Source organism: Solidesulfovibrio alcoholivorans DSM 5433 (assembly GCF_000702665.1).
In the GTDB taxonomy this organism is placed as follows: domain Bacteria; phylum Desulfobacterota; class Desulfovibrionia; order Desulfovibrionales; family Desulfovibrionaceae; genus Solidesulfovibrio; species Solidesulfovibrio alcoholivorans.
In genome coordinates, this window is sequence record NZ_JNJA01000001.1 from 674,769 (window position 1) to 689,417 (window position 14,649).

14 protein-coding genes are annotated in these 14,649 nt (G+C 61.8%); 2 read left to right on the forward strand and 12 right to left on the reverse strand.

The genetic code is table 11. The features are described from left to right. Positions 1-23: 23 nt before the first annotated feature. Together Q368_RS23695 and Q368_RS0103000 are read left to right on the forward strand one after the other, a co-directional pair. Positions 24-1,121 (forward strand): energy transducer TonB, encoded by a 1,098-nt coding sequence (locus Q368_RS23695; RefSeq protein WP_052359992.1) that lies wholly within the window; start codon positions 24-26, stop codon positions 1,119-1,121. Positions 1,122-1,412: 291 nt separating this feature from the next. After that, entirely contained in the window at positions 1,413-1,739 is a 327-nt protein-coding gene (locus Q368_RS0103000) for a hypothetical protein (protein WP_029457248.1), read from the forward strand. A 21-nt stretch (positions 1,740-1,760) separates the two neighbouring features. On the opposite strand, the gene gluQRS is transcribed toward Q368_RS0103000, so the two are convergent. The 12 genes from gluQRS to Q368_RS25515 form a co-directional block, all read right to left on the reverse strand. Beyond that, complete coding sequence (gene gluQRS / locus Q368_RS0103005) at positions 1,761-2,606, reverse strand: tRNA glutamyl-Q(34) synthetase GluQRS (RefSeq protein ID WP_029457249.1); 846 nt, start codon at positions 2,604-2,606, stop codon at positions 1,761-1,763. Between the two features lie 158 nt (positions 2,607-2,764). After that, on the reverse strand, positions 2,765-4,387 hold the full coding sequence (locus tag Q368_RS0103010) for a B12-binding domain-containing radical SAM protein (protein WP_052359993.1): 1,623 nt from the start codon (positions 4,385-4,387) through the stop codon (positions 2,765-2,767). Between the two features lie 1,053 nt (positions 4,388-5,440). Continuing rightward, positions 5,441-5,767 (reverse strand): HGGxSTG domain-containing protein, encoded by a 327-nt coding sequence (locus tag Q368_RS26735; protein WP_043784751.1) that lies wholly within the window; start codon positions 5,765-5,767, stop codon positions 5,441-5,443. A gap of 122 nt (positions 5,768-5,889) precedes the next feature. Beyond that, a complete protein-coding gene (locus Q368_RS25510; RefSeq protein ID WP_156955627.1) occupies positions 5,890-6,969 on the reverse strand; it encodes a hypothetical protein in 1,080 nt (359 codons plus the stop codon). Between the two features lie 73 nt (positions 6,970-7,042). Continuing rightward, positions 7,043-7,510, reverse strand: coding sequence for a terminase small subunit-like protein (locus tag Q368_RS0103025; protein WP_052359994.1), 468 nt, complete (start codon positions 7,508-7,510; stop codon positions 7,043-7,045). Positions 7,511-7,983: 473 nt separating this feature from the next. Next, positions 7,984-8,325: a hypothetical protein gene (locus tag Q368_RS0103030; protein WP_029457254.1), complete on the reverse strand. Its 342-nt coding sequence runs from the start codon at positions 8,323-8,325 to the stop codon at positions 7,984-7,986. A 138-nt stretch (positions 8,326-8,463) separates the two neighbouring features. Further along, positions 8,464-9,090: a RuvC family protein gene (locus Q368_RS22900; protein ID WP_052359995.1), complete on the reverse strand. Its 627-nt coding sequence runs from the start codon at positions 9,088-9,090 to the stop codon at positions 8,464-8,466. Further along, positions 9,087-9,692, reverse strand: a complete 606-nt coding sequence (locus tag Q368_RS0103040; protein ID WP_029457256.1) for a hypothetical protein — start codon at positions 9,690-9,692, stop codon at positions 9,087-9,089. The genes Q368_RS22900 and Q368_RS0103040 overlap by 4 nt, the downstream gene beginning before the upstream one ends. Next, positions 9,689-12,766, reverse strand: a complete 3,078-nt coding sequence (locus Q368_RS23700) for a DUF927 domain-containing protein (RefSeq protein ID WP_052359996.1) — start codon at positions 12,764-12,766, stop codon at positions 9,689-9,691. The genes Q368_RS0103040 and Q368_RS23700 overlap by 4 nt, the downstream gene beginning before the upstream one ends. Then, entirely contained in the window at positions 12,763-13,104 is a 342-nt protein-coding gene (locus tag Q368_RS0103050; protein WP_084158650.1) for a helix-turn-helix domain-containing protein, read from the reverse strand. The genes Q368_RS23700 and Q368_RS0103050 overlap by 4 nt, the downstream gene beginning before the upstream one ends. Beyond that, a complete protein-coding gene (locus tag Q368_RS27370) occupies positions 13,097-13,312 on the reverse strand; it encodes a helix-turn-helix transcriptional regulator (protein WP_084158651.1) in 216 nt (71 codons plus the stop codon). Before Q368_RS27370 ends, Q368_RS0103050 begins: the two co-directional genes overlap by 8 nt. A 131-nt stretch (positions 13,313-13,443) precedes the next feature. Beyond that, positions 13,444-14,544: a hypothetical protein gene (locus tag Q368_RS25515; protein WP_156955628.1), complete on the reverse strand. Its 1,101-nt coding sequence runs from the start codon at positions 14,542-14,544 to the stop codon at positions 13,444-13,446. Positions 14,545-14,649: the final 105 nt, after the last annotated feature.

Here is a 14,649-nt window from a genome sequence, read left to right on the forward strand (position 1 = left end):
CTTGGTTCGCAAGCAAGATCGATATGGAAAACTATAACCAGCTGATCCTCTCCGCGAGGGAGCCGGAGCCGGGGTGTCCCGACGCCGGGAGCGCGCTGTGCGCGTCGCAGGAACTGGAAGGGCTCGGGGAATGCTGCTTCGCCCTGCGCGATCCGGCGGCCGAGGCCGTGCCCGCGCCACGTGCCCTGCGCGAGAGGACCGGCATCTGGTTCGGCGTGTCCCTGACGCTGCACGCCATGCTGTTTTTTTCTCTGGCCTGCGCCGGAGTCTTTTCCTGGGACCCGCCTCAACCGCCTGTGGAAACCGTGGTGGAGCTGACTCTCGGCAGCCTGGCCGGCCCCGGCGGCAGCGGCGGGGACGGGCAAATGCCGGGCGGCGGCGCAGGTGGGGCTGCTGCCGAAGCACAGGCTGCGTTCCCGACACAGGACGCGGCGGCGGACCCGCCCGAACCGCCGCAGGAGGCGTTGCCGCAGCAAGCGCCGCCCGAGCCGGAGCCGGTCCTCGCGCCGCAGCCCGTGCCCGAGCCGGCCAAGCCGCCTGAGCCAAAACCCGAGCCGAAGCCGGAACCGAAACCGGCGGTTACGCCCAAACCCAAGCCGGAGCCTACGCCGCGCCGCAAGCCGCAGCCGCAAGCGGCCGCGCGCGAGGCCCGGCCGGCGGTCGCGGCGTCGCCTGCCGCGGTCGCTGTCGCACCGGCGGGACAGGGGACGGGCGTCGGCGCGGGAACAGGCACGGGCGGCCCGGAAGGTCCTGGACAGGGCAAGGGCCCGGGGCAGGGGCCCGGACCGGGCGGTTTCGGCGGGGAAGGCCCCGGCGGCGGGGGGGGCGGCGAGTACGTGGGCCAGTTCGGCCGTGGAGACGGCCCCGTCTTCCGGCATCGCGCCCTGCCGCAATACCCGAGCGAGGCCAAGCGGGACAACCAGGAAGGCAAGGTGGTCCTGCGCCTGTCCATCGACGCCGAGGGCCTGCTGCGCGATGCGGAAGTCGTCTCGCACACCGGTCTGGAATTCGCCGAGGAGGCCCTGCGGGCCATCCGCAAGTCGTCGTTTTTCCCGGCCAAACGCAATGGCCGTCCCGTCCCGAGCAAGGCCCTGCTGGCCGTGCGCTTCAAGCTCGACTAGTGTCGCGTTCACGAAATTCGGGCATCAAATCAAGAGAATAATGCTTTGAAATAAATATTTTACTATAAAATATGACCGTATTTTTACAATCCGCCACACTCGGCCGCCTGCGCGTGCCTCCCACGCAACCCTTCGCCCAGCGCCGCGCGCCCGGCTGCCATTCTCCGGATGCGGGGTTGCGGCCGCCGCGGCCACGCCGCCTGCCCTGCCCGGGCGGGGGCGCACATGACAATTTGTTATAGTGACAACAGGTGCCCGGCGCACTACAGGGCGGACCATGGAAGGAAACACTTGCGCGGCTTCCTGTGCCTGGGGTCGGCCCGTTCGCAGACCCTGCAATATCAATGCGCGCGAGAGAAAGTCGGGAGCGCTGCGTGGAACGCGCCGTGTGGTTGCGTCGGCGAGGTCGAAACGATGCAGAAGAATGTGGCGATTTGCTTGTTGTCTTTCCTTTTTTCCATGAATCTCTGCTCCGGTTGCTTCCAGCATATCGATCGACCGCTCTCTCGGATCGAGTCGTGCCTCAGTGAAAAGCTCGGTGCCAGGGAGGTGGCCGAACAGGCTCTGGAGATGGAACGGAGGCTGCGGTCGCGGGCGCATGTCACCTTCAAGGCGTAGGCGCGGTCGCGGCGGAAGCCCTCAAAGGGACAGGTCGCCGAAGCCGACCATGGCACGCACGTCCCGGGGCGTTTTCCCGGCTTCGCGCAGGGAGCGCAGAGTCAGGGCCTTATCGCGTTTGGCGAAGCGGCGGCCCGTGGCGTCGCGCAAGAGCGCATGGTGGCGATAGCGCGGCGTCGGCAGGCAAAGGAGCGCTTGCAGGAGGCGGTGGATGTCCGTGGCCGCGAAGAGGTCCTCGCCGCGCGTGACGCAGGTGACGCCCTGGAGCGCGTCGTCGACCGTGACGCTTAGGTGGTAGCTCGTGGGCACGTCCTTGCGCGCCAGCACGACGTCGCCGAAACGCGCGGGATCGGCCCGGACCTCGCCCTTTGCTGCGTCATGCCAGAACAAAGCTCCCGCCCGGGCGCAGGCCCGCGCCATGTCCAGCCGCCAGACATGGGGGCGGGTTTGCGCCAGGGCCTCGCGCGCCTGCGCGGACAGGTCGCGGCAGGTGCCGGGGTAGACCGGCCCCGCGTCGTCGTTTTCCTGCGGCGCGGCAAGCGCTCCGATCTCCTTGCGCGTGCAAAAGCAGGGGTAGAGCAGCCCCATCTCCCGCAATATTTCGAGGGCCGCGGCGTAGTCCGCGCCGTGCGCGGACTGGAAGCGCACGGGCTCCTCCCAGGTCAGGCCGAGCCAGCGCAGGTCGTCAAAAAGCGCCTGGGCAAAGACGGGCTTGCAGCGCACGGGGTCGATGTCCTCGATGCGCAGCAGAAACCGGCCTCCCGCCTCGCGCGCCGCGCAGTAGGCCGTGAGCGCCGAAAAGGCGTGCCCCAGGTGGAGCAGCCCCGTCGGACTCGGCGCAAAGCGGGTGACGGTCGTGGCTTCCATGAAGGTGTCGCGCGGGTGGCGGCGGGCATGTTCCCGGATGCCGCCCCCCGACGGCCTTCTTCACTATCCTCCCGGCAAGCGGTTCGTCCAGCCGGGGCCGGGGCGGGAAACGGTCCATGGATGGCGGATCGCCCCCCCAAAAAAACGACGGGTGCTCCTCACACGGCCGGAGGTGCGACCGCCGGCTGCGGTTCGATCGCGGAAGCCTGCGCACAGGACGGGGCGCACCGCCGCGTTTCGGCCTGGGCCCGGATGTGGCGGACAAAGGCAAAGAGGTTTTCCCCCATGCCGCAGAGCACAATGTAGCGGCGCAGCCGGCTGGGGTTGCGCCAGGCAACGAGGGCCAACTGCCGCCAGAATTGCCAGCGCGCCTCGCCGATCACCCCCTGTCGCCAGAGCAGGCGCAACAGAGGCGTGAAGTCCGGGCTGGGGTTTTTCCGGGCCACGGCCAGGGCCGGATCGGCTTTCGCCCTGGGCGCGGCCCCCGGCATGGAGGCCCGGGTCGGGCGCATGCCGAGCGTGGCCCGAAGCACCCGTCCCAGGTAGGCCCCCGGCGCGTAAAGGGCGCTTAAGGCCGAGACCTGTTCGGCGAAGATCGTCTCGATGGGCCGCAGGGGCGTGAAATTGGTCAGGGCGTCCCAGCCGCTTTCCTCGATGCCGTCGTGCAGCCGGCCTTCCGCCTTGAGCCTGTCCCACAGGGCGGTGAGAGGAAGGGCGCGCAGGACGTTGACCATGACCCACGGCAAATCCGCCGCCTCGGCAAAGGCCCGCATGCGCTCTCCGGCTCCGGCTTTTTCGCCGTCCATGCCGAGGATGAAGCTGCCGATGACGCTGAGGCCGTTGGCGTTTATGGCCCGCAGGGAATCCAGCAGCGGATTGCGCACGTTCTGGAGCTTGTGCGCGGCGGTCAGCACGTCCTCGTCCGGGGATTCGATGCCGACGAAGACATAGGAGAAATTGGCGGCGGTCAGCAGGTCGATCAGCGGGATGTCCTGGCCCAGGTTCACCGATGCCTGGGTGATGAAATCGAACGGCTCGCCATACCGGGCCTGCCATTCGATGATGCGCTCGAGCAGGGCCACGGCCCGGGGACGGTTGCCGATGAAGTTGTCGTCGGCCACGAACACCGTGCCGCGGAAGCCGAGCCGGCGGATGGCCTCCAGTTCCTCGATGACCTGTTCCGGCGTCTTGTGGCGCGGGGTCCGTCCGAACAGGCTCACGATGTCGCAGAATTCGCAGGCGAAAGGACAACCCCGGGAGGTCTGAAGGGACATGGATTCGTAATCCCCGGGGTTGATGAGATCGAAGCGGGGCGCGGGCGAAGCGGCCAGGGCGGGCTTGTCCGCGCACGCGAACGTGCCGCCGGTGCGGCCGGCCGCAAGCGCGGCGACCAGGTCCGGGATGGTGTTTTCCCCTTCGCCCTGGATGAGAAAGTCGCAGCCGGCGTCCAGCACCTCCTGGGGCGAAGTGGTGGGGTAGGCCCCGCCGGCCGCCGTGGCGATGCCGCGGGCCTTGGCCTCGGCGAGCAGTTCCAGCAGGCTTTCGCGCTGCACCAGCATGCCCGTGACGAGCAGCAGGTCGATCCCGTCCCAGTCCGCCTCGACCAGCGGCCGCACGTTGAGGTCAACCAGCCGGATGTTCCAGTCCCGTGGCAGCAGGGCCGCCACGGTCAGCAGGCCCAGCGGCGGCAGCAGGGCTTTCTTTCCGGTCATGGCCAGGGTTTCGCGAAAGCTCCAGAACGACAAGGGCAACGGTGGGTGCAGCATGAGGACATTTTGCATTGTCTTCCCTCGTTAGCACACTCGGGACGCAGCCACCATGATTCATTTTCCGTCGGTCCGGAATTTGCGGGGCCGTCCGTTCGCGGCGGGCGCGACGTCCGGCAAGACGGCCGAGCCGGCACGTCCACGGCCCGGGTCGGCAGCGACGGTCTTGTCCGGCATCGGTCCCCGGTCGCTTGGACTTCGGGCGGCGCATGGTGCTGCCGGCGCCGAAACCGGTACGGACCAGGACGCCATGCGCCCGCAAGTGGCGCGCCTTGTTGAAAACGTCCGGGCAAAGGTGAAGTGGTTGCGTGAGGGAGGCAGGCAAAGGCAGCAAAGCAACATGGAGAGGAGAGGGCAAAGCCGCCAGAGGGCGGGCTTTGGGATTGTTATGGGAAGTGGGACAGCGCGGGGGAAGACTTTTTGAAAATGGGCCAAAGCCCGCAAAATGGCGGAGGGAGAGGACTTCACATTGAAGGCATAACTTACTTATCTTACAGAATAAATCTTGTTCGGATTAATCCTGTTATCCGGAAAGTTATCCGGTTTGTGCTCGCCCTGCATTTTTTTCTCTCATCTCTCCCCTTCATCATGACACGTCGCTACCCTTTTTTCAGGTGTAAGTCGATTGTCAGCAGCGGGGGGCTTTTTCAGGTGTAAACTCGGTGTAAACTGCCAGCCCTTTTTCAGGTGTCCACTCACTGTCCACTGGTAGACCGCCGGGGCCTCGGCCTGATACCAGCCCGCCATGGCCAAGCCGTCGCTTACCGTCCTCCCCGGCTGGGATATGTACGAGTTTCACCTCGCCGCCGTCTCCGCGCTACGGAAAGCCGACCTCCATGACGAAGCCCGGGAGCTTCACCAGCGAGGGCTGGACGCGCCGTCTTTCTACCACATGCGGGAACTGGTCTTGGAGTACGTAATCTTGCGGACGACGTGATGCCGGGCCGGGGCCTCGGCCGTATTTGTCCGTATTTTTCGGGCCAACGGGCAAGTCACTTCAAGTTACTTTGTCTTGACGGCAATCCCGTCACCGAAACTCGCCGTAAAAAATAGAGTTTTATCTACCTCTCATGGGGTCCGCTTTTTCCGCTTCGGTTTGCGGCCGTTTTTGGCGGCCTTGGCCTTGCCCTCGGGCGTCGTCGGCCCGGTGGACAGACCGCCATGGAGCGGGCAGCGGGCGCTTGTGTAGAGGTCTTTTCGCTTGCACGGTGTCCCGGCCCTGGTCTTGGCTCCACAGGTCAGGCCCCTCAATTCATCCGGGAACGGCGGGAACACCGGAGGCGGGTACTGGTAATCCCGGGCACGCCATTCGGCCGCCACCTTCTCGTGCTCGGCAAAGTGCTCTCGCCACAGCTTCCGCAACCGGCGGCGCTCGGCTTCGTCAACGTCGTCCATGGTGTTCTCACTGATTGCCAGTTACCACTAAGTTTCCACCAAATCCCTCGCGCGCGTGCGCGCGTAGTGCTCCCATATTGGCGACGGCTACCGCCCCCACCCGCTAGTTCAATCTGCCCCGCCTAGAAACCCCACTTTTTAGCAAGCTCGTCGGTGAGGCGGCAAACGTCGTCGCCAGACAAGGATTGGTCGCAGATCATAAATTGAGAGAAGTTTAAAGAACACCCCATGGAACCTTGTATATGACTATAGACATTATGGCCGTTTCCCCCGCCATAAGAATAGCTTTCTTCGCCTTTGAATACAACACTGCCATTTATACAAAGGGTGGACAAAGCGTTAACACGCCTCACGGTGCCACCATACAAAGGATCTAGCTTAGACTCCAAAACATCATACCTCAATGACACTATTGACGAATATGCAGGGTCATTTGATGCGTAGCTATAACCATACGAATATTCTTTGACAGTTGTAACTCCGCGTAACCTGCTATAGTTAAAATCTAGCCCACAAGTTGCCTTGTCATACCAAAGTTCCTTTCTTATTCTGCCAGTTCCAAACCCAATATCTATAGAATCGTCATTGCTGAAATTAAGCAACACGAACATAGTCTTATTTAAGCTTGGCTCTTTTGGAGTAAAATACAGTGAGCCGCTTGAAGCACGGCCTTTCCATGGATCTGTTGCTAAAATTCCTAGTCCATCCACCCCGTTGACTTTAACAATACCCGGTTGATGATAACTATAACCGTCCATTTCGGCAGGGTACTCTATGGGCATGCCGACATTTTTGTCTTTAATAATGTTGCCAGACAAAAAGCCGTCGGCGCTTGAGTCAAAGTTTAAATGAAGAGGCCCCGGGCTTACCGGCTTCGGCTTCGCCTCAATCTCAATGAAGTCCTGATACAAATCACGACGACACTTGAACCGAACATCGCCGCCCAGCTTCCGTTCCTTGAAAAAGTACGGCTGGTCATTGACGTTCTCCCGGTTCGCCTGCGCCAACAGTTGCGCGGCCTGGGGGTAGTAGCTTTCGGCGCGCTTCACGTCGCCCCAAAGCAAAACTTGCGTCGGCGTGGAGTAGGGGCGCGTTCCGGGAACATGAGCAACAGCTTTCCCGTAAGGACCCGCCTTGTCGGGCCTGGGGTCAGCAAACACCGTCCATTCGCCGGTTTCGGGATTGTACGGGGCGTCAGTCATACTCTTTCCTCCAAGGTTCGGTTGTGGTTTTAAGCACTGGCCGCCTGGGCAAGCTCGCGGCGTTCGGTCGCGTTCATTGCTTCGCCTCGGGCAGCGCCGGCTTGACGATCTCGCCCTCGATGGCGGGCTCGGGGCTCCCGCAAGGCACCACGTTCACCGTGACTTGCATCGGCTGGGTTCCGTCCACCTTGTGGTCAAGCTCCACACGGTCGCCGTATTTCTTCGGCCGCAACTTCCCGGCAAGCCATTTCCTGGCGTCGATCATCACACGCGCCCGGTTCGGGTCGAGGTCCGAGTCGGCAATTTCGAGAATTTCATCGGCCAACATGTCGGCTTGCACCTCGCGCGCGTGCGCGTACATGTCCTGAAACCCCTGGTACTGCCCCAGCCAAGCATAGACCGTCGAAGCTGCCGGCATCCCCTCCATGGCGCAGATCGTCCGAAGGCTCTTGCCGGCCATGATCTCCTGGCAGATGGTCCCCACCACCTCTTCCGAGTAGCCGCTCGGCCTGCCCGTCTTCGCAACCTGTTCTTTACCCATGGCGACGGCTCCTCTTTATCGACCGCTTGCGGCAGGATGGCCGGTTGTCCCAGTCGTCGCGTTCCCGTGAAATCCTGGCCCGGAATCCGCTTCCTGTGTGGCGCTCCCGAAAAGAGAAATAGCCCGCGCCCGTCGTTGTTCCCGGGCCTCGGCGGAATAGTAAGGCGACCGCCCCGACCTGAAGGGCCAGATCGGACACGGCGACAGGTCCAAGTATATCTTACCAGCCTTGCAACCAGCCACGTCGCCACCAAGGGCGCAGCCGTCGCAGTAGGCGCGGATGATCTTGAGCAAACGCCGAGACGCGCCGGCCTCGATGACGCCAGATCGGTAGGCATGGAAGGCGCAACCCACAGACGGGCATTCCGACACCAAGGCGAACGATCCGCCCATGCAGCCGATACAGAACAAGCGGATGCTCTCAAGCGCGGTTTTCCGGGGGCCGTCATATCCGGGTACGGCGGGCTTGGCTTTCATTCGTCGTCCTCCATGGTGAAGGTGTCGGGGATGCTGGCGGCCACCTCCGGGTAATAGCGATCCAGGGCGAAGGCTCGGGCCAGCCGACCGGGCAAGTAGTCCATGGCGTCGAGGATGACGCCATGTGTCGCCTTCAGTTCCGGCGGCACGTCGGTTTCGGTGAAGATGGAATCGACCATGCCCAAGCGGACGAAGGCCAACAGGTCTTGCAGTCGGTTAAACAAATCGTCTTCATCCACCACAGGCTTGCGCTCATAGTTGGCGGCCCACTGTTTCAGCCTGCCCATGTCGCGCTTGGCCTGTTGCCGCATGAATGGGAATTGCTTCACGTTGCCCATATCTTCCTCCATGTGGGAATCGTCAAAAATTCTTGGAGTAGGTACTACATGACCGGGAGTCCCATGCGCTTCATGGGGGGGGCATGACCCGGGGGGTTATCCCCTTCCCATATCCAGATCGTTGACCAGGGAGGGGGGCTACCCCGCGCCGATTCCCTGGCGACGTGCCCACCACGCCAGCAAGAGCGCATCCGCCCGGCCGTGGTCCTTCTTCCGGCCGAGGGCAGCGTCGGGGAACAGCCTCCGTGCCGTGGCCAGCGATGCGGCCTTCGTGTCCTTGCCGGCCTTCCTGTCCACAAGCCCGCGCTGCCAGTCCTGGGGCCTGGGACAGACGTAGGGGATGCCGAGAGCGGCGAGGATGCCGTGCCATGTGCCGACGTTCTGGCCGAAGGTGAACATGGAGACGACGCCTTGACCGGGCATCGCGCCCACCTTTTCTAAGGCAGCGAGGCGCACGTCGAAGTGGGCCAGCCAATCCGCCAGCCTGGGCACCACAAGCGCGGCATCGCCGGGCCAGTCGAACAGATCATGTCCTCCGGCATGTATGAGGGCCGCACATCCGGTAGCGCCAGGGTCTATGCCGAGGAACGCGACGGGGCGGGCCTTAAGTTTATCTTTCTCCAATTTCGCGAAGGATTCCCGCAGCGCGTCTACGGTCAGTGCGTGAACCCGGTCATAGACGGCCTCGACCCCGGTGCTCAATTCGTCGTGGGTTGCGATGCTGGTATCGTCAGACGTGGGGCCGATGATGCGAAGATGGCTCATGCGTCCACCTCCATGAAGGAATCCTCGTCCAGGGCGTCACCAGCCGCGAACCACAGAGATTGCACCGTTGCCTTTTGCCCGGCGGTCCATCCTTTTGGGAACAATGGCCAACGGCTCCCACCGTCACCTCGACAAAACCGAAGGCCCTTGTGCTGGCGCATGATGTCCAAGAGAATCTTCACGGCCTCGGCCTGGGTCAGGATGGGCAGGCGGTCCATATTGGCGGCAAGGTACGGCCGGGCCTCGGCCAGCAGTTCGGAGGCGTAAGCCACAAGCTCGGGCTCCATGGTCGGGTCGAAGACCGCGAGGATGCGCTTGCCGGCATGGACGATCCGCACGCCGTACAGGCGGCACACGTCGGCCAGATCGAAGGCGGCCCACCAGCCGTCAAACGATGGGGCGGCACCATCGGGAGGACCGGGGAGCCAGCCCAAACCCGTGGGGTCTAGCTCCCGGCGCAGTTCTTCCCGACGTTCCCGGGCCACGTTGAGCACTCGCTCGACAACCTTGGCCGGCAGGCGGTCCAGCCCGGAGAGCTTCACCTTGCCATCCACGAAGGCGACCGCCGCGCCCATGTCGGTGATGATCCGGGCGGCGCTCATATCTCTACCTCGGCCGGGCCGGTCCATAAGCCGGTTCCCTCGGCCGGCTTCATGTCGATGACCGGGGCCGTTTTTTGTTCGGGGTTATCGTTTTCGATCGTTGCGGCCGTTGCAGTCGTTGCGTGACTGTAATCATTGCTCTTTTTCTGCAACGATACCGTTTCGCCCATCGTTGCGGCCGTTGCAGGTCCACCGTTGCGCCGGTCAGATGCAACGGTTGCAACGACGGCGGATTCGGGACCGTTGCGGCTGGAACCCGCGCCATTGCTGGATGCAACGGTTGCAACGATTGCAACGGCGCTTTTTGACGTATCGGAATCTTCCGAGACGATGCTCGACGCGAAGTGGTAGTACCGGGCGAAGGGTTGTCCGGGGATGCGATGACCAGAAGCCGGCAAGCCGTCCGTGCCGAGGATAACAAGGCCACGCTCAACCAGTTCTTTGACCAGCCGCCTATCGTCGTGCCCTCTAGCGATCTCCGACTTGAACACGGCCGCCGGCACATAGTATTCCCATGCGCCCGTCAGTTTGTCCTTCCGGCGGAAACCAGCGCGGTTGATGGTCTTGGACTCGTCGGCCTGATTGCCCCACACCTCGAACCGGCTGGACCCGTGGGCCTGGAAGAACGCCCGCACCTGGGCAAGGCCCGCCTGCGTTTCGGACGCGCCCGTGCCGCCTCGCAGCGCCAGCCAATCACGGAAGCACCGCGCCGCCGCCTGGGTTGCCTCACCTTTCGGCCAGGGCAAGACCCCGTAGGCCGCGCCGCACTCGCCACCAGCGGCCACCAGGGCGAAGCGGTTGCACACGCGCCGGACCTGTCCATCGGCCCCGGCTGGGCAGTGCTCGGCCGTGAAGGTCGTGATGAGCGCCGGGACCACCCGCATGGCGTCGTCATAGTCGGCCGCCAGCTTTTCCAGGAACGCCCGCAACACCACGCCATAGGCCCGCTTGGCTGCTTCCTTGAGGTGGCGGGAGAAGGCGTCTCCATCCGGGAAGCCGTGCAAGTTCTCGAACAAACCGAGCCCCGCGCCCGCATCGGCGTCAATGTCCACGACGCGCACCAACTGCCCCGCCATGGCCCGGCTTTTGCCGTCCTCCCTGATCTTGTCGGCCAAGGTGATTTCCCCCGTGCTCAAGAACAGGATGCGCCATTCCGCCGGCTTCCGGGCGGTTCCCTGCTTGGTGGCCCGGGTCTTGCCGGTTTCGTTGGTCAGCATGTAGGCCGTCTCGCCGGCCGCCTGGGGCGTCACCTGGGACAGCTCGTCCAGGCAAAGGAGCGCATCGCAGTGTCCCGCCGCCACGCCTTCCAGGCCGTTGGCCGTGGCCCGCCATTGCAGGACATAACCCCGGACACCGCCGCCGCCGCCGCACACGGACCCGGCCACAATAAGCGCCGTGGTTTTCCCGTGACTGGACCTGCCGACGAAATGCAGCCCCCCGGACTCGGCACCGGCCAGATAAAGCAGAGGCGCGGCCAGGGCGGCGGACACGGACAGTACCAGCCGGGAATTTCCGACGCAGAAGCGGCCGATGGACTCTTGCCAGTCGGATAGCGAGCCCTGGACTTTAAAAGGATTGTCCACGCGCTCGGCTTGCAGGATGACGGATTCCCCAGCCTCGAAGCCGAAGACGGCATCGGGCAAGATGAACCGGCGGCCGTGCCAGCCTATCCGGGGGACGCAGCGCACACGGCCACGCGGGCGACACAGGGAAAGGAACTGGTGCAGCCGGGCAGGGCCTTTGCCAGGAGCGAGACACAGCCCCATAGCCATCAACTCGCCCCGTAGATCATCACCAGACCCGCGCAAGGCCCGCATCGGCATGGCCCACCGATGGGCGTTGCCGTCCGGGTCGCGGACCTCGACCAGCCGGCCCCATTCCAGGTCATCGCCTTCACGGGTCAGGGCAAGCACCTTGAGCGGCGAACACAGCCAATGCCATTCCGGGTTGCCGTCGTTGTCCTCGGTCCTGAAGTAGATGCCGTTTTCCCGGACTTGGAAGCCTTCGGGCAGGCGGTCTACCCGGCCCAAGACGATGGGGCTTTTGACCCTGGCGGCGCAGCCGTTGCAGTACGTGCCGAAGTCGGCCTTGATGCTCTCGCAAGTCCGGGGACCGGCCTTGTCCATGGCCTGCTTGAGCTTGGCGTCGGTTTCGGCCGGGTTGTATTTCGGATGGGCCTTGCTCGACTCATGCGCCAGCCGCGCACCATCCTTGCACCGGGCCAGGATGGAGAGCAGCGCATACCACTCGGGTTCCGGCAGGCCGGCGGCGTCGTCTCGGCAGTGCCGCGCCCAGGCGCACTTGCCCAAGATCAACTTGATGTCGGCGTCGGCCACGTCGTCGCGGCCCTCGGCATGATCCGGTTCGGCCTGGGGCGTCTCGACCGGGGGTAACACGGCTTCGACGGCTACCAGATCATACCGGGCCGCGAGGTCCACATGCTCGGCCGGGACCGTGACCAGCACGGGCTGGCCGGTCTTGCGGTTCCAGGTCCCCGGCAGGCGCAGGACGCGGGGGAGGTCGGCGGTATTGTCGAACTTCCACCCGCGCCCCATGCCCATGGCGATGATGAAGCGTTGCCACCGCTCGGACAGGTTCTTTGCCCGGGTCCATTCCTCTTTCGCCGAAAGCCGCATCGGTTCCGGGAAAAGCCAGTACGGTTGCAGCCCTCCACCCGTGAAGACGATGAGCGAGGGCTTGAGGGGTAAGGCGTTGATGAAGTCGAGGGCTTCCTCGAAGGTGGCGGGCAAGTTTTCCTGGGCATGGCCCGGCCCCTTCACGTCGAGGTCTAGCCAGATTCCCGGAATGGCGATCACGTCCTCGGCCTTGCCGCGCGCGTTTTTCGCCGGCTTCTCTTTTCGCAGCCCGACACCGTGCCAGACGTTGGCGGTCTTGGCCTGGGCAAGCGCCCATTTCTCGGCATCGGCCAGCCTTGAACGATGGAAGGCCGCCGTCACCGTCTTGCCGCCCCGGGTCTTGGTGAAAAAGGTCAACCACCCGTCGAAGTCTGCGTCGGGATAGAGCAGAGCAAGAAATTCGGCTGGGGTTTGCAGGGTATCAAGGGCGGCTGTCATTCCGCCCCCTTCATGCCCCGATAGAGGTACAGAGCGACGCGATGCACGTTGCCTTCGGCTGTAACGTCGTCGATTCGTACCGTGTCGATCAGGTGGCCGCGATTACGTAGCTCCTGCACTCGGGCGGCCGGGTGTAAGATGTCGTGATACTTGCGGGCGGCCAGGGTCGAGACGGGGCCTTTGATGAGGGCGGCCAACAACCGGGACCGTTGGGCAGATGCGGAATTGTCGTTGCCATTTTCGGTAGGGCTGGGCAGAATGGGCTTGTCGTCGCAGACAACCTTTCCCGCGAAGCCCCGGCCGTCACCGGGGTTTTGCATTTCCTGGGGGCTACTCATGACAAGCCCCCTTCCCAGCCGCCAGCCGGTCCACCAGTTCGTCAATTTGGCTTTCAGGCCACGCCACAGCACGCGCTCCCAGCTTGACGGGCCGGGGGAACACGCCTTGGCGCACAAGGTCGAGGAAACGGCTACGTTTGTAGCCAACACGGTCGAGGACGGCAGGGAGACGGAGGAGACGTTCGGACTTGTGAAGGTCTGGTTGCAACTGGCCATTCTCCTGTTCGGAGTGACCACCCTCGCGGCGAGACTCACGGGCCGTGGGGTGGAATGGTCAGTTTGAACCAAAAAAGTCCGAGAATGAAAAAGAACCGGAAAATGTTTTTTGGTTCCTGGAACCTACTTGGCGGTTTTTGTTCCTGGAACCAGTTTACGCTTTCGGGTTCCAGAAGGACGCTTGCGCTTTTTGCTTTCGGGATTTTTCTTGTCGAAAGGAAGTACCTTGGCTGCTTCAATACAAGCCTCAGTTCTTCTTAGATAATGGTAGAACTCAGTAATTTGTTTATTGCCAAGTCCTAGCATGTCTAAATCAAACTTATCTTGTATTTCGTCGATAGCTTGAGTCTTGGCACCTTCACCTCCTCTAAGCTCCTTTACTCGGTCCCAAAGCCATAATCCGGCAGCGCGGGGGGCTTGACTCTTTGGGGTACACTCACCCAATGCAGTGGCGCGGAGACATTCAGTTGACAAATCATCAGGCTTGAAGTTATCTTTTTTAATGTAAAAATTATATAGCTTTGTAATCCAATCTATAACTATAGGTAGTGGCTCGTTAAAATTGAGACATAAAAAGAAATCACCGGGACGCCCAGTGTAAATTATGTCTTTTTTATGTTCTTCACGAGCGATGATTTTCCGTTTGCCATCAAAATTTCCGAATTCTTCAATTTTATACCCTGGAGCGATACCACGATTGTGATAAGGAAATACCATACGCGTTGGAGTGTTTATGTTTAACAATATATATTCAGAATTTCTTGCTGGTCTTTCATACAAAGAAAATCCATATCGAAGCTCACATTCTTGTGAAATAAAGAACCCCTCTGCCATTATTGATTTAATGCTGTCAGGTAGGTCTGTATAGGATTTTAATTTGACAAATTCATCCAATACAAATCTATCCCTGTCAAAAATATGACATTCATCTTTTTGCCACGGGTAATTTTGATCATACTCATCAAATTCTTTAATTATATCATGCCTAAGATATTCTTTGCCCTCGGATAATTTGTCAACAAGCTCCTCATGTGTCAAAGAAATCCCTAACTTCCTATAATAATCATCAAGCTCGTCGAGCATAACTTTAGAATATGGCTCCAGCTTGTTTTCTAATGCACTAATTTTATATTTGTCGTTGATAAAGTGATTATTTCTAGAAACATATTCCAATGACCACAAGCGATAAAACAAAGTCTTAATGTCTTGTGATTGTTTTTTCACTCCAACAGCCCCCTTCAACTTCCCCTTGAAATAATCCAGGGCCAGACCGCCAAGGGAAGCGGCTTTTCGCCGGGGTTCATGAGGCCACAGCTAGACCCTGGAAAT